The 14,931-nt window shown below is 67.5% G+C and carries 12 protein-coding genes; 8 read left to right on the forward strand and 4 right to left on the reverse strand.

What is annotated here, in order from left to right; genetic code table 11:
- Positions 1-43: 43 nt before the first annotated feature.
- The 7 genes from J2848_RS23935 to leuD are packed head-to-tail and all read left to right on the forward strand — an operon-like array spanning position 44 to position 8,813.
- Positions 44-946: an isocitrate lyase/PEP mutase family protein gene (locus J2848_RS23935; RefSeq protein ID WP_211103225.1), complete on the forward strand. Its 903-nt coding sequence runs from the start codon at positions 44-46 to the stop codon at positions 944-946.
- Complete coding sequence (locus J2848_RS23940; protein ID WP_149232870.1) at positions 943-2,688, forward strand: hydantoinase B/oxoprolinase family protein; 1,746 nt, start codon at positions 943-945, stop codon at positions 2,686-2,688. Before J2848_RS23935 ends, J2848_RS23940 begins: the two co-directional genes overlap by 4 nt.
- Before the next feature lie 19 nt (positions 2,689-2,707).
- Entirely contained in the window at positions 2,708-4,792 is a 2,085-nt protein-coding gene (locus J2848_RS23945; protein WP_149232871.1) for a hydantoinase/oxoprolinase family protein, read from the forward strand.
- Positions 4,789-5,403 carry a cysteine hydrolase family protein gene (locus tag J2848_RS23950; RefSeq protein WP_149232872.1) on the forward strand — a complete coding sequence of 205 codons (615 nt, stop codon included), beginning with the start codon at positions 4,789-4,791 and terminating at the stop codon, positions 5,401-5,403. Before J2848_RS23945 ends, J2848_RS23950 begins: the two co-directional genes overlap by 4 nt.
- Complete coding sequence (locus J2848_RS23955) at positions 5,400-6,809, forward strand: FAD-dependent oxidoreductase (RefSeq protein WP_149232873.1); 1,410 nt, start codon at positions 5,400-5,402, stop codon at positions 6,807-6,809. The genes J2848_RS23950 and J2848_RS23955 overlap by 4 nt, the downstream gene beginning before the upstream one ends.
- Entirely contained in the window at positions 6,806-8,212 is a 1,407-nt protein-coding gene (leuC, locus tag J2848_RS23960; protein ID WP_149232874.1) for a 3-isopropylmalate dehydratase large subunit, read from the forward strand. The genes J2848_RS23955 and leuC overlap by 4 nt, the downstream gene beginning before the upstream one ends.
- A 1-nt stretch (position 8,213) precedes the next feature.
- Complete coding sequence (gene leuD / locus J2848_RS23965; protein WP_149232875.1) at positions 8,214-8,813, forward strand: 3-isopropylmalate dehydratase small subunit; 600 nt, start codon at positions 8,214-8,216, stop codon at positions 8,811-8,813.
- A gap of 10 nt (positions 8,814-8,823) precedes the next feature.
- Here leuD and J2848_RS23970 read toward each other — a convergent pair whose 3' ends face one another.
- A complete protein-coding gene (locus J2848_RS23970) occupies positions 8,824-9,684 on the reverse strand; it encodes a polyphosphate kinase 2 family protein (protein WP_246194008.1) in 861 nt (286 codons plus the stop codon).
- Between the two features lie 217 nt (positions 9,685-9,901).
- Between J2848_RS23970 and J2848_RS23975 the strand changes: the two genes are divergently transcribed.
- The gene (locus J2848_RS23975; protein WP_149232876.1) at positions 9,902-13,222 is read left to right on the forward strand and encodes a maltotransferase domain-containing protein; all 3,321 of its coding nucleotides are present in this window, start codon (positions 9,902-9,904) and stop codon (positions 13,220-13,222) included.
- 72 nt (positions 13,223-13,294) lie between these two features.
- On the opposite strand, the gene J2848_RS23980 is transcribed toward J2848_RS23975, so the two are convergent.
- The 3 genes from J2848_RS23980 to J2848_RS23985 form a co-directional block, all read right to left on the reverse strand.
- Complete coding sequence (locus J2848_RS23980; RefSeq protein WP_149232877.1) at positions 13,295-13,534, reverse strand: hypothetical protein; 240 nt, start codon at positions 13,532-13,534, stop codon at positions 13,295-13,297.
- Positions 13,535-13,685: 151 nt separating this feature from the next.
- The gene (locus tag J2848_RS35975; RefSeq protein ID WP_281288604.1) at positions 13,686-13,811 is read right to left on the reverse strand and encodes a hypothetical protein; all 126 of its coding nucleotides are present in this window, start codon (positions 13,809-13,811) and stop codon (positions 13,686-13,688) included.
- A 167-nt stretch (positions 13,812-13,978) separates the two neighbouring features.
- A complete protein-coding gene (locus J2848_RS23985; RefSeq protein WP_246194009.1) occupies positions 13,979-14,896 on the reverse strand; it encodes an alpha/beta hydrolase in 918 nt (305 codons plus the stop codon).
- Positions 14,897-14,931: the final 35 nt, after the last annotated feature.

Genomic DNA, 14,931 nt, shown 5'->3' on the forward strand with positions numbered 1-14,931 from the left:
GCCGCAACGACCTCGCGGACCGGCACCGGGGGGAGCGCTTGACATGACCGTCCCCAGCATCAGTTTCCGGGACCGACTGGCCCAGGACCGCGTTGTCCTGGCGCCCGGCGTCTATGACGCCTTCACCGCTTCGATGGCCACCGCCGCCGGGTTCGAGGCGCTGTACCTGTCCGGCGCCGCCATCGCCTATACCCGGCTCGGCCGGCCCGATATCGGGCTGGTCTCGGTCAGCGAGGTGGCGGATACCATCGCCCTGGTGCGCGACCGGGTGCCGACGGCGCTGATCGTCGATGCCGACACCGGCTACGGCAACGCCCTGAACGTGCAGCGCACCGTGCGCATGTTCGAACGCGCCGGCGCCACCGCACTGCAGCTTGAGGACCAGAGCTTTCCCAAGCGCTGCGGCCACCTGACCGACAAGGCGGTGATCCCGGCCGGCGAGATGGCCGGCAAGATCAAGGCGGCGGTCGATGCCCGCGCCAGCGAAAACACCCTGATCGTCGCCCGCACCGATGCGGTGGCGGTGGAGGGCGTGCCGGCGGCGCTGGAGCGTGCCCGGCTCTATGTCGAGGCCGGGGCCGACGTGCTGTTCGTCGAGGCGCCGAAGAGCCGGGAACAGCTGTCCGCCATCGCCGCCGACCTGGGCGGCATCCGCCCGCTGCTCGCCAACATGGTGGAGGGCGGGCAAACGCCGATCAGCTCCGCCGCCGACCTGGGCGAACTGGGTTACCGGCTGGTGATCTTCCCCGGCGGCATCGTGCGGGCGCTCGCCCGGCAGGCTCAGGACTATTACGGGTCGCTGGCGCAGCACGGCACCACCCAGCCCTTCCGCGACCGCATGTTCGACTTCAACGCGCTGAACGCGCTGATCGGCACGCCGGAGATGCTGGCGCTCGGCGAGACTTATAAGGACTTTGCACCCGCCAAGCGCGAGGACGCAGCATGACCACCGGAACCACCGCAATCGACCCCGTCACGCTGGCCGTCCTGAAGGGCCGGCTGGAGCAGATCGCCGACGAGATGGACGCAACGCTCTACCGCTCCGCCTTCAACCCGATCATCGCCGAGGCGCGCGACGCCTGCCACGGCCTCTACCATGCAGAAACCGGCGCCACGCTGGTCCAAGGCACTAATGGTTTGCCGATCTTCGTCGGCGCCATGGCCTTCGCGGTCAAGGCGGTGATCGACAAGGTGGCGAAGGAAGGCGATCTCCACCCGGAAGACATCTTCCTGTTCAACGACCCCTATGACGGCGGCACCCACCTCAACGATTTCCGGCTGGTGCGGCCGATCTTCCGCAATGGGCAACTGTTCTGCTGGATGGCGTCAGTCGGCCACTGGCTCGACATCGGCGGCAACGTGCCGGGCAATTTCAACGCCCGCGCCACCGACAGCTTCCAGGAGGGCGTGCGGATTCCGCCGGTGAAGCTGGTCAAGGCCGGAGTGATGAACCACGACCTGCTGGCGATCCTCGCCGCCAACTCCCGTGTGCCGGTGTCGAACTATGGCGACCTGAACGGCCAGCTGAACGCTCTGGATCTGGGCGTGCGCCGTCTGACCGAGCTGCTGGACGAGCATGGCGAGGAGACGGTCGCCGCCGCGTTCGACGCCTTTACCGCGCGGGCCGATGCACTGATGCGCAGCGCCGTGTCCAAGCTGCCGGACGGCACCTACAGCTTCGAGGATTATCTCGACAATGACGGCATCACAGCGGACCGGCTGCTCATCGCGCTGGATCTGACCATCGCTGGCGACCGGATGACGCTCGACTTCTCGCGGTCGTCCGCCCCCTGCGCCGGGCCGCTGAACATCGCCTATTCCACCGCGGTCGCCTGCTGCTACGTCGCGCTGAAGCATGTCTTCACCGACGTGCCGGCCAATGCCGGCTGCCTGAACCCGATCACCTTCGTCATTCCCGAAAGCACGTTGCTGGCGGTCAAGCCGCCCAAGCCGGTGGGCGGTTATACCGAGACCATCCTGCGGGTGATCGGCGTGGTGTTCGGTGCGCTGGCCCTGGCCGATCCAGCCCGCGCCACCGCCGCCCCCTTCGGCACCATCAACGCGCTGTCGCTGGCCGGCCACCGCAAGGACGGCTCGCGCTGGGTGATGTTCTCCTTCTTCGGCGGCGGGCTGGGCGGCAATCCGGAGACGGACGGCTTGAACCACGCCAACAACCCTATCTCCACCGCCACCATCCCGCCGGTGGAAATTCTGGAGGCGGCCTATCCGGTGATGTTCACCCAGTGGGCTTTGCGTCCGGATTCCGCCGGCGCCGGCCTGCATCGCGGCGGTTTGGGGGCCGTGTATGAGATCGAGGCGCTGACCGACGCCGACGTCTTCCTGCTGGGCGAGCGTGGCGTCTTCGCGCCCTTCGGCGTGGCCGGTGGCACGCCCGCAGCGCTGAACCGCTTCACCTGGCAGAGCGACGAGGGAGAGACGTCGCCGCCGCTCTCCTCCAAGGTCACCGATGTGAAGATCCGCGACGGCCAGCGCGTGCGGCTGGAGACACCGGGCGGCGGCGGCTGGGGCGACCCAAAGCGGCGCGATGCGGAGGCTGTGGCTCGGGACGTACGGCTCGGTTACCTGGGCCACGAAGCTGCGCGCAGCGCCTATGGCGTGGCGCTGACCGATGACGGCGTGCTCGACATTTCCGCCACTGCTGCCTTGCGCGAATCCCCCGCCGCCTGACGAATCCGGAAGCAAGACCATGAGCAACGGTATCTCCACGGGTACGGCCAAGGGTGCCATCGTCGGCGTCGATGTCGGCGGCACCTTCACCGACCTCTTCCATTACGACGAGGCGCGCGGCAGCTTCCGCACCGCCAAGGTCCCCTCCAACCGCGGCGACGAGGCGGTGGGCTTTCTCGCCGGCCTGCAGAGCTTCGGTCCGGTGGCCGATCTCGCCTCCATTGTCCACGGCACCACCGTCGGCACCAACGCGCTGCTGGAGCGCAAGGGGGCCAAGGTCGGCCTGATCACCACCGTCGGCTTCCGCGACGTGCTGGAGATGCGCCGCCGCGACCGCCGCCATACCTGGGGCCTGTGGGGCGACTTCGTGCCCGTGGTCGACCGCGATATGCGGCTGGAGGTGGCGGAGCGCACGCTGGCCGACGGCACGGTCCGCAGCGAGATCGATCCGGAGGAAGTCCGCGCCGCCGCCCGCAAGCTGGCCGGGCAGGGAGCAGAGGCGCTCGCCATCGTCTTCATCAACGCCTACGCCAATCCGGCCAACGAACTGGCGGCGCTGGAGGCGGCGCGCGAGGTCTGGCCGAACGCCAACCTCGAATGCTCGTCGCGCATCCTGCCGGAAATCCGCGAGTTCGAACGCACCTCAACCACCGCGCTGAACGCCTATCTCCAGCCGGTGGTCGGCAGCTATCTCGCCAAGCTCGACAATGCGCTGGCGGGGGAGGGGTTCGGTGGACGCTTCCACATCGTTCAGTCGAACGGCGGCGTGATGTCCACCGACACCGCCCGGCGTTTGCCGGTGCGCACCGCCCTGTCGGGGCCGGCGGCCGGCGTCATCGCCGCGGCGGCGATTTCCAAGGCGGCGGGTTTCCCCAACGTCATCACCGGCGACCTCGGCGGCACCAGCTTCGACGTGTCGCTGGTGGTGGAAGGGCAGACCATGCTCGCCGCCCAGACCACCATCGATTTCGGTCTGGTCGTCCGCACCCCGATGATCGAGATCACCACCATCGGCGCCGGTGGTGGCTCCATCGCCGGGGTCGATCCCGGCGGCATGCTCCAGGTCGGGCCGGAGAGCGCCGGCTCACGTCCGGGGCCGGTCTGCTATGGCCAGGGCAACACCCGTCCGACGCTGACCGACGCCAACGTGCTGCTCGGCCGCATCAATGCCGAGCGTCCCATCGGCGGCAAGCTGGCGCGGCTGGACGTTGACGCCGCCCGAACCGCCATCGCCACTCATGTCGCCGAGCCGCTCGGTCTCGACGTCATGGCGGCGGCGGAGGCCGTGGTGCGCATCGCCAACAGCAAGATGGCCGGCGCCATCCGCCTCGTCTCCATCGAGCGCGGCCACGATCCGGCCAAGTTCGCCGCCGTGCCCTTCGGCGGCGGCGGGGCGCTGCATGTCGGCGCGCTGATCAAGGAGGTGGGCTTGAAGGCGGCGCTGGTGCCGCGCTTCCCCGGCGTGACCTCGGCGCTCGGCTGCGTCATCGCCGATATCCGCCATGATCAGGTGCAGACGGTCAACCTGCCCTTGGCCGGCATCGATGCCGGCTCGCTCGACCGCCGCATGGTCGAGGAGGCGTCCGCCGCCCGCGCCGTGGTCGAGGCTGCCGGTCTCAGCGTCGAGCGCATCGACCTCGTCTTCGAACTGGACATGCACTACATCGGCCAGACCCACACGGTCGCCGTGTCGCTGCCGGTGTCGGTCGAGAATGGCACCACCGGCGTCGATGAGGCGACCATCCGCGCCGCCTTCGAGCGCGCCTATCAGGCGTCCTTCAGCCGGCTGCTGCCGGGGGTGGGCGCCAAGATCGTCAACCTGCGCATCGCCGCCATCGGCCGCCGTCCGCATTTCGACCTCTCCGCCCTTGCTCCGGCGGCGGGCACCACGGTGGAGGGCGCCTATGCCGGGTCTCGGCCGGTGTGGTTCGACGGGGCTTGGCACGAGGCGGCGGTCTACAACCGGCTCGACCTGCCGGTCGGCGCGGTGATCCAGGGGCCGGCGATCCTGGAGCAGCCGGACGCCACCACCGTCATCGATCCCGACCTCAGCGCCCGCGTCGACGGCTTCGGCAACGTCATCGTCGAAAGGAGCGGCCGATGAGCGCCGTCGCCGTTCCCATCGAGCGCACCGCCCTGCTGGTCTGCGACCTCCAGAACGACTTCATTCACCTGGAAGGTGCCTATGGCCGGGCCGGGCAGACGGCACCGGAGATCCTGGCGCTGCCGGAGCGGGTGAGGCCGCTGGCCGATCTGCTGCGCGCGCGGGGCGGCTGGGTGATCTCGACCAACTTCACGCTCGTGCCCGGCCGCGGCGGCGAGCCGATGATCTCGCCTCACTTGAAGAGGTTGCGGCCCTTCCTGGTGAAGGGCGATTTCCAGCCGGGGAACTGGGGACACCGCACGGTGGACACGCTCCAGCCCGTCGATGTCGAGGTGGAGAAGATCGCCTATTCCGCCTTTTACATGTCCCGGCTGGAATGGGTCTTGCGGAAATGCGGGGTCGAGCGGCTGCTGGTCTGCGGCATCGTCACCAACGGCGGCGTCGCCTCGACCGTGCGCGACGCCCATGTCCGCGATTTCGACACCATCCTGCTGGAGGACGGCTGCGCCGCCTTCAGCCGCGAGGTGCATGAGGTCTCCGTCGCCGCCCTGCGCCCGATCTGCCGGGTGGCGACCGTCGCGGCGATGCTGGAGGAGGTTGCCAACTCATGAGCCGCATCCTGCCCGCCGATGGCGTGGCGTTCGAGTTCACCGTCCCGGTCGTCGTGATCGGCGGTGGGGCGGCCGGCATGGTCGCCGCGCTCGCCGCCCATGAACAGGGTGCAGGCGTGCTGGTGCTGGAGCGCGACGCGCTGCCGCAGGGGTCCACCGCCCTGTCGGCCGGACTGATCCCGGCGCCGGGCACCCGCTGGCAGCGTGACGCCGGCATCGAGGACAGCCCGGAGCGCTTCGCCGCCGACATCATCGCCAAGGCGAAGGGGGAGTCGGACCCGGCTGCGGTCGCCCGCGTGGCTCAGGCGATCGGACCAGCGCTGGAATGGCTGGCCGACCGCTATGGGTTGCCCTTCTCGGTGGTGGACAATTTCAGCTATCCCGGCCATAGCGCCCGGCGCATGCACGGGCTGCCGAGCCGGGCGGGGGCGGAGCTGATCGACCGGCTGCGCGGTGCGGTCGAGGCCGCCGGCATCGACGTGCTGTGCGAGGCGCATGTCACCGCCCTCTATGCCGCCGGCGCGGCAGTTCGCGGCGTCGAGATCACCCGGCCCGACGGCAGCGTCGAGCGGGTCGGCTGCGGCGCATTGATCCTCGCCTGCAACGGTTATGGCGGCAACAAGGCACTGGTCGAGCGGCATGTGCCGGAACTGGCCGACGCGCTCTATTTCGGCCATCCCGGCAACCAGGGCGACGCGCTGCTGTGGGGCGAGGCGCTCGGCGCCGCCACCCGGCATCTGTCGGGGCACCAGGGCCACGGGTCGGTCGCACATCCGGCCGGCATCCTCGTCACCTGGGCGACGATCACCGAGGGCGGCGTACAGTTGAATGCGGAAGGCCGGCGCTTTTCCAACGAGGCGCAGGGCTATTCGGAGCAGGCCGCCATCGTGCTGCGCCAGCCCGACGGAATCGCCTGGACCGTCTTCGACGACCGCATCGCCGCCATCGCCCGCCAGTTCGAGGATTTCCGGCAGGCCGAGGCGATGGGCGCGGTGCTGAGCGCCAATACCCCCGCCGAGCTTGCCCGTCTGATGAAGATCGACGCCGACGCGCTGACCGCTACGATGGCCGACATTGACCGGTTGAAGGCGGAGGGCGGAACCGACGATTTCGGCCGCAGCTTCGCTGGCTCGGCCCCGCTGGTGCCGCCCTACCGGGCCGTCCGCGTCACCGGTGCCCTGTTCCACACCCAGGGCGGGCTGGTCGTCGGTGACGACGCGCGAGTCTTGAACGGACAGGGGAAGCCGCTGCCCAACCTCTATGCCGCCGGCGGCGCCGCTTGCGGCGTCTCGGGTTCCAAGGCGTCCGGCTATCTGTCCGGCAATGGCCTGCTGACCGCGGTGGCGCTGGGGCGCATCGCCGGGACGGCTGCGGCAGGCGCCGTTAGTGGGGAAACCAGCCAATGACGCAACAGCCACGCAGCCTGTTCGAAAAAGTCTGGGACGCCCATGTCGTGGCGACCCGGCCGGACGGTCAGGCCCTGCTCGCCATCGACCGTCATTTCCTGCACGAGGGCTCCTTCCACGCCTTCGGCATGATCGACCATGCCGGCCGCAAGGTGCGCCGGCCGGAGCTGACCTTCGCCGTCGCCGACCATTATGTGCCCTCGCACAGCCGGTCCAAGCCGATCGCCGACCCCGAGATCGCCAACATGGTGACGATGCTGGAGGCGAATGCCGGCCGCCACGGTCTGCGCCATTTCGGCCTGCATGATCCGGCGCAGGGCATCGTCCATGTGCTGGCGCCGGAACAGGGGCTGACGCTACCCGGCCTGACCATCGTCTGCGGCGACAGCCACACCTCCACCCATGGGGCCTTCGGGGCGCTGGCCTTCGGCATCGGTGCCACCGAGGTGTCGCATGTGCTGGCGACCCAGACCCTGTGGCAGCGCCGGCCCAAGACCATGCGCATCACGGTGGACGAGATGCTGGGTCCGCATGTGACGGCCAAGGACCTGATCCTGGCGGTGATCGCCGCCATCGGCGCCGACGGGGCCGCCGGTCATGTCATCGAATATGCTGGCAGCGCCATCCGCGCCCTGTCGATGGAAGGCCGGCTGACTATCTGCAACATGTCGATCGAGGCGGGCGCGCGGGCTGGTATGATCGCGCCCGACGATACCACCTTCTCCTGGATCGAGGGGCGGCCTTTCGCTCCCAAGGGTGATCCGTTCGACCGCGCGGTGGAGCAGTGGCGGACCCTGCCCAGCGATGATGGTGCCGCTTTCGACCGCGAAATGACGCTGGACGCTGCGGACATCGCCCCGGTGGTGACCTGGGGCACCAGTCCGGAGACGGCGGTTCCGGTCACGGCGACGGTTCCCGATCCCGCTGCCGAGGCCGATCCGGTCCGCGCCGGCCAGATGCGCAAGATGCTGGATTACATGGGTCTGGCCCCCGGCATGGCGCTGGAGGAGGTGGCGATCGACCGCGTCTTCATCGGCTCCTGCACCAACGCCCGGCTGGAGGATCTGCGTGCCGCCGCGGAGGTGCTGCGCGGCCGGCGGGCGGTTGTGCCGGGGCTGGTGGTGCCGGGATCGGCCCCGGTGCGCCGGCAGGCGGAGGCGGAAGGACTGGAGCGCGTCTTCATCGACTCCGGGCTGGAATGGGGGGAGCCCGGCTGCTCCATGTGCGTGGGCATCAACGGCGACCTCGTTCAGGCCGGGGAACGCTGCGCCTCCACCACCAACCGCAACTTCCCCGGCCGTCAGGGGCCGAACGCCCGCACCCATCTGATGAGCCCGGCGATGGCTGCCGCTGCCGCCGTGACTGGGCGCCTGACCGATGTCCGCAAGCTGGGAGCCGCATAGGATGGACCCGTTCGTCACGCTGACCGCACCGGCGGTGCCGCTCGACATCGCCAACATCGACACCGACCAGCTTCTGCCCGCCCGTTTCCTGAAGAAGCCGCGCAGCGCCGGCTACGGCAACTTCCTGTTCCATGACGAGCGCAAGCCAGGCTTCCCGTTGGACGACCCGGCCTATGGCCGCGCCCGTATTCTGGTGACCGACCGAAATTTCGGCTGCGGCTCCTCCCGCGAAGGGGCGGTCTATGCTCTGGTGGACGGCGGATTTCGCTGCGTCGTCGCCCCCAGCTTCGGCGACATCTTCGCCGCCAATGCCGCAAAGAACGGCCTGCTGACCGTCACCCTGCCCGAGGAGGTGGTGACAGGCCTGCGCCGCCAGTTGCAGGAGATGCCGGGCGCCACAGTCACCGTGGATTTGCCGGCCCAGACCCTGATTGGCCCGGACGGACAGGCGCTGTCCTTTGCCATTGACCCGTTCAGGAAGGAATGTCTGGTCGAAGGGCTGGACGACGTGGCGCTGACTCTGCGCCATCAGGACGCCATCGATGCCTTCGACCGGACAGACGCGAAGCGTCGGCCCTGGGTGGTGCCGGCGACGGACTGAATGGCGCAGCCTATCCCTGACCGCGCCGTTCCTCGTCGGACATGCCGTTTGACGATTGGTCGGGCTGGATGCCCAGCACCTCCGCGGCGATTTTTGCGACATTGCCGTTGATCGGCGGCGGAGCGATGTTCACGCCCTCCTTCAGGGCGCCGGTAACGATCTCCAGCACCTTGAGGCGGGCGTACCATTTGGAGTTCGCCTCCACCGCATGCCAGGGAGCATTGATGGTGGAGGTGCGGTCGAACATCGCCTCCGCCGCCTTGACGTAGTCGTCCCATTTGGCGCGGTTGCGCAGATCCTCTTCCGTCAGCTTCCAGCGCTTGTAAGGGTTCTTCATCCGCTCGCGGAACCGCTCGAGCTGTTCTTCCGGGGTGATGTGCAGGAACAGCTTGACGATGCGCACGCCGTCGTCGGTCAGCAGCCGTTCGAACTCGTTGATCTCGTCATAGGCGCGCTTCCACTGGTCCTTGGCGGCGAACTTCTCCACCCGCTCCACCATGACGCGGCCATACCAGGAGCGGTCGAAGATAGCGAAGGTGCCGGCGGCCGGCAGCTTGGTCCAAAAGCGGTACAGGTAATGCTTTCCCTGCTCCTCCGCCGTCGGGGCGGAGATCGGCCAGACATGAAAGCCGCGGGGGTCAAGCGGCTCGGTCATGCGGCGAATGGCCCCACCCTTGCCGGCCGCGTCCCAGCCTTCGAACACCACGATGGCACGGCGCTTTTCGTGCCAATAGGTCTGCTGGATGTGCAGCAGTTCCTTCTGAAGCTTGCCGAGTCGGCGGTCGTATTCCTCCGCCGTATCGATCCGCACCTTGTTCTGGTCCAGTTTACCGAGGCGGATTTTCGAGACCTTGCCGGGCTTCTCGGCCATGCGCTGCATCCTGTGCTGGTGGGGTCGGTCGCGGGTTGCCGACAGGGCGGGCGGAACCTTCACCGCCCCGGCGGGTTGTCCGGCGGGGGCATGGTGTCGGCTTTCGTTTCGGCGCCGGCACACCCTTGAGGGGAACAGTACCGATGCCGCTTCGTCGATCCCACAACGCGGAGCGGCAGGCTGTCAACGGAGAAGCAGGGTCAAGGAAGGGGGTTCCATGAGCATCGTCGGACCGCGCATTTACAACCTGTTTCCGACCCTGGTCGGTCCTGTGCGCGATTGGGCCGGGCACCTGCCACGGATCCAGGGGATGGGATTCGACTGGATCTTTCTGAACCCGATCCATCAGCCTGGATTCTCCGGCAGCCTGTACGCCATCAAGGATCCCTACCGCCTGCACGACGCGCTCCGCGGCGGGTCGCACGAGAGCGACGACGAACTGCTGCGGCGCTTTACGGCGGAGGCCACGGCGCATGGCCAGTCGGTGATGATGGACTTCGTCATCAACCACACCTCCCGCGACGCTCTGCTGGTCGACCGCCATCCTGACTGGTACAAGCGCGGCCCGGACGGCGACCTGCACCGCCCGGGTGCCGTCGATCCCAACAACACTACCCATGTCACGGTGTGGGGCGATCTCGCCTCGCTGGACTATGATCAGGCGGAGTCGCGGGCCGGGCTGGTCGGCTACTGGTCCGACTATCTGCGCCACTATATCGGGCTGGGCGTGCGGGGTTTCCGCTGCGACGCCGCCTATCAGGTCCCGGCGGAGGTATGGAGGAGCCTGATCGAGGCCGCCCATGCGGTGAACCCGGAAGTGAAGTTCTTCGCCGAGACGTTGGGCTGTACAGTGGAGCAGGTGCGCGAGCTTTGCGGCGCCGGCTTCGACTTCCTGTTCAACAGCGCCAAATGGTGGGATTTCAAGGCCGACTGGCTGCTGGACCAGTATGAGGAGTTCCGCTGGATCGCCCCCTCCATCGCCTTCCCGGAAAGCCACGACACCGACCGTCTGGCGGCGGAGGTCGGCAGCCAGGACGCGGTGCGGCTCGCCGCCCAGCTGAAGATGCATTACCTGTTCGCCGCCAGCTTCTCCACCGGCGTGATGATGCCGGTCGGCTTCGAATATGGCTTCACCCGCAAGCTGGACGTGGTGCGCACCGGCCCGGCCGATTGGGAGCAGCCGAAGCTGGACCTGACCGGCTTCATCGGCGCCGTCAACGCCATGAAGGCCGCTACCCCGGCGCTGAATGTCGAGGGACCGCAGCGCCGCGTCACCTCGCCCCACAGCCCGGTGCTGGGGCTGATCCGGCAGGTGGACGGCGCAGCACTCGACCAGCCCGACGGCTGCGCGATCCTGGTGCTGAACCCGGATGAGAACCGGCCGCACACGTTGGATGTCGGGCCGGTGCTGGCAGCGACCGGCGGCACCTTCGAGGCGTTCGAGGACGTGACGCCGGAGGCCGATCCGCTGCCGATGGAGCCGGGTGCGGCGATGATGCTGCGCCCGATGGAACTGCGCGTTTTCCGCGCCCGCGCTGCCCGCAGCCACCCGGTCGAACTGCACGACGTGGAGGAGCGGGAATGGATGGATTCCATCGCCGCCGGCCGCATGACTATCGAGAACGTCTATCCGGAACTGGACGGCGGCCGCTTCGCCATCAAGCGCGCGGTCGGCGACGTGATGGAGGTGTGGGCCGACATCTACACCGACGGCACCTTCGTACTGGCGGCTTCCGTGATGTACAAGGCGAACGGCGACGAGGCGTGGAACGAAGCGCCGATGCGCCTCCACGAGAACGACCGCTGGGTTGGCCACGTGCCGCTGACCCGCAACGCCCGCTACACATACAGCATCGAAGCTTGGCGCGACGTCTGGGAAAGCTGGCGCGCCGACTTCAAGAAGAAGGTCGATGCCGGCATGGTCGTCGATCTGGAACTGGTGGAGGGCCGCCGCTTCGTCGAGCAGGCGCTGGACCTGAACCATGGTGACGGCCGCGCCGCCTTGCAGGCGGTGATCGAGCGGATGCAGTCGCTCACCGGCCGCGAGGCCATCGACTACGCCCTGTCAGACGAACCGCGCCGGGTCATGAAGCAGTATGGCGAGCGGCAGTACAAGTCCCGCTATGTGCGCGAACTGGAGGTCTATGTCGACCGCACCGCCGGTGCCTATTCGGCATGGTTCGAGATCTTCCCGCGTTCCGCCTCGCCCGACCCGTCGCGTCCGGGCACCTTCGATGACGTGGTGAACCTGCTGCCCATGGTGCGCGACATGGGCTTCGACGTGCTGTATTTCCCGCCGGTCCATCCCATCGGCCGTGCCTTCCGCAAGGGCAAGAACAACACGCTGAACCCCGGTCCCGACGATCCCGGCGTGCCCTATGCCATCGGCGCCGAGGAGGGCGGGCACGATGCCATCGATCCGATGATCGGCGACTTCGACAGCTTCCGCCGGTTGGTGCGCGAGGCTAAGCGCCATGGCATAGAGATCGCGCTGGACTTCGCCGTCCAGTGCTCCCCCGATCATCCCTGGGTGAAGGAGCATCCGCACTGGTTCTACTGGCGGCCCGACGGCACCATCCGCTACGCCGAGAATCCGCCCAAGAAGTACCAGGACATCGTCAATGTCAGTTTCTACCGCCAGTCCTATCCGGATTTGTGGTACGCGCTGCGCGACGTCGTGCTGATGTGGTGCGGGGAGGGGGTGCGCATCTTCCGTGTCGACAACCCCCACACCAAGCCATTCCCCTTCTGGGAATGGATGATCCGCGAGGTGCAGGACCGCTACCCCGACGCCCTGTTCCTGGCCGAAGCCTTCACCCGGCCCAAGCTGATGAAGCGGCTGGCCAAGGTCGGCTTCACCCAGTCCTACAGCTATTTCACCTGGCGCACCACCAAGGCGGAGCTGACCGAATATCTGACCGAGCTGACCCAGGGTGAATCGCGGGAGTATATGCGGCCGAACTTCTTCGCCAACACGCCGGACATTCTGCCGCCGATCCTGACCCGTGGCGGCCGGCCAGCACACATGATGCGGGCGGTGCTGGCGGCGACGCTGGCCGGCGTCTACGGGCTTTACGGTCCCTATCTGCTGTGCGAGGCGGAGGCCTATCCCGGCAAGGAGGAATACAACCATTCAGAGAAGTACGAGATCCGCCACTGGGACTGGAACAAGCCCGGCAACATCCGCGACTATGTGACCGCCATTAACCGCATCCGCCGCGAGAACCCGGCGCTGCAGCAGTTCACCAACCTGCGCTTCTACAACGCCTTCGACGACAACATCCTGCTCTACGGCAAGATGACGGCGGCGAAGGACAATGTGATCCTGATCGCGGTAAACCTCGATCCGCACAACGGTCATGGCGGGACCATTGAGGTGCCGCTGTGGGAACTCGGCCTGCCCGATGGCGCCCATGTCCAAGTGGAGGACCTGTTCAGCGGCCACCGCTTCACCTGGATCGGCAAGTTCCAGCATGTCTGGCTGGATCCTCACCGCAACCCGGCGGCGATCTGGCGGATCGTGCCGCCAGGGGTCTGACCTCGCCATCAAGCCGGATACGAAAAGAGCGGCCTCACAGGGCCGCTCTTTTCAATTCCTTCAATGCACCGATCACCGCCGGCGGATCATCGTCACGCCCCCGACCGTCTTGTCGAGGAAGTCTATCATCGCGTCCGGTTTCTGGCCGACGGAGCAGGCGGCGAAGGACATCCACCAGCGGGCCATCGGCGTGGTCCAGCCGTAACGGTCGGCAATGATCTGGACATCCATGGTAGAGGACATGGTCGTCTGGGCGGTCGGTACGGCGCGCGTGGCGCCGGACGGGGTAACCTGGGATTCGACGCTGTGCATGGTTCCTCCCAACGGGGACTGCCAATGGGGACTGGCGGTGTCCGCTTATGCGGTACCTTAGCTCTCAACCGCTGGAACTGGCAGAGTGGCTTTGGTCCTAACGGGTACTATACCTTTGGCTGCAAAGGTCCCATGTCCCGGGCCGCCCCTTTCAGGTAGGTGGAAGCGGCAATCCGCTGGCCCAACCCAGCAATGCCACCAGGGCCGCGCGGTTCGCCGGGCGGAAAAGCAGGGCCAATCGCACCCAGAACGGAGAAACCTTGAATTCGGCGGCCACCGCCCGGACCTCCTCCGGGGACAACCGCAGGTCGAGAGCGGGGTTATCATTCATCAGGCAACCCTCTGCCAATGCCGCAGGTCACGATGGATCAAGAACAATCCGTCGGACCGGCAATTGCGCAGGTTCCTGTGATAAAAATATGCCCCGCCTTTATATGTCCGGCTTTACTTGGCGGCCAGCAGAGCCCTCGGCGCCCGATCGGCTCCGCTGGCGAGCGGCACCTTGGGGTTTTCTATCCAGGCAATGACGTCGTTGACCACCAGCCTGCCCTTCAAGTCGCGCAGCAGCATGTGATAGCCGTCGGGATAGACGGCGACGACATGCCGCCCGCCGGCTTCGAAGTCCTTCAGAGCGCGCTCCACCGGCCGCGGCGGCAGAACCTCCTCATGGGCGCCATAGAGCACCAGCGATGGCGTCTGGAGATGCTGGCAGGCGTCGAGTGCCGATCCCATCAGGTCGGTCAATCCCTCCAGCGCGTCGACGCGGGAGCCCTTGATGACCAGGGGGTCGCGGCCCAGCGCCCGCAGCATCTCGATATTGTCGGACGGGTGGATGTCGAGGTCCTTCGGCGGATGCACCACCATGCCGGGCACGAGGTTGTAGGTGATCCACAAGGCGGCGCGCGGGAAGAAGCCCATGGCCTGCCGGCCCCAGACGGCGGGAGCGACCAGGATGGTACCGTCGACCTTGGGCGGGTTGGGGCCGGTCATCGCGGTCAGCACCACCGCCCCGCCCATGCTCTCGCCCATCAGATAGACCGGTACGCCGGGATGGCGCTTGCGCACCATCTCCACCGCCGTGCGGGCATCGCTGACCAAGGTGGGGGTGCCGGCCCAGACACCGCGTTCGCGGGTAGCGCCGAAACCGCGCTGGTCATAGGCGTAAGTGGCGATGCCGGCAGTGGCGAAATCGCGGCCGGCACCGTCGAAGGCGTTGGAATAGTCGTTGTAGCCGTGCAGGGCCACAACTGCGGCCCGCACCTTGCCGTCGGCCGGCAGCCAGGAGCGCATGGGCAGCTCGAAGCCGTCGGCGGTGATCAGCACCTTGTCGTTCAACTGCGGCTGGGCGACGGCCATCCCCATCGGTTGGAAATCCGCGGCACAGCCGCCAAGCAGAA

This window comes from Azospirillum lipoferum, from assembly GCF_024170005.1.
Taxonomy (GTDB): Bacteria; Pseudomonadota; Alphaproteobacteria; order Azospirillales; family Azospirillaceae; genus Azospirillum; species Azospirillum lipoferum.

Coding starts and splice junctions, on each gene's coding strand:
- J2848_RS23935 (WP_211103225.1), top strand. CDS start 44: ATGACCGTCCCCAGCATCAGTTTCCGGGACCGACTGGCCCAGGACCGC.
- J2848_RS23940 (WP_149232870.1), top strand. CDS start 943: ATGACCACCGGAACCACCGCAATCGACCCCGTCACGCTGGCCGTCCTG.
- J2848_RS23945 (WP_149232871.1), top strand. CDS start 2,708: ATGAGCAACGGTATCTCCACGGGTACGGCCAAGGGTGCCATCGTCGGC.
- J2848_RS23950 (WP_149232872.1), top strand. CDS start 4,789: ATGAGCGCCGTCGCCGTTCCCATCGAGCGCACCGCCCTGCTGGTCTGC.
- J2848_RS23955 (WP_149232873.1), top strand. CDS start 5,400: ATGAGCCGCATCCTGCCCGCCGATGGCGTGGCGTTCGAGTTCACCGTC.
- leuC (WP_149232874.1), top strand. CDS start 6,806: ATGACGCAACAGCCACGCAGCCTGTTCGAAAAAGTCTGGGACGCCCAT.
- leuD (WP_149232875.1), top strand. CDS start 8,214: ATGGACCCGTTCGTCACGCTGACCGCACCGGCGGTGCCGCTCGACATC.
- J2848_RS23970 (WP_246194008.1), bottom strand. CDS start 9,684: ATGGCCGAGAAGCCCGGCAAGGTCTCGAAAATCCGCCTCGGTAAACTG.
- J2848_RS23975 (WP_149232876.1), top strand. CDS start 9,902: ATGAGCATCGTCGGACCGCGCATTTACAACCTGTTTCCGACCCTGGTC.
- J2848_RS23980 (WP_149232877.1), bottom strand. CDS start 13,534: ATGCACAGCGTCGAATCCCAGGTTACCCCGTCCGGCGCCACGCGCGCC.
- J2848_RS23985 (WP_246194009.1), bottom strand. CDS start 14,896: ATGGGGATGGCCGTCGCCCAGCCGCAGTTGAACGACAAGGTGCTGATC.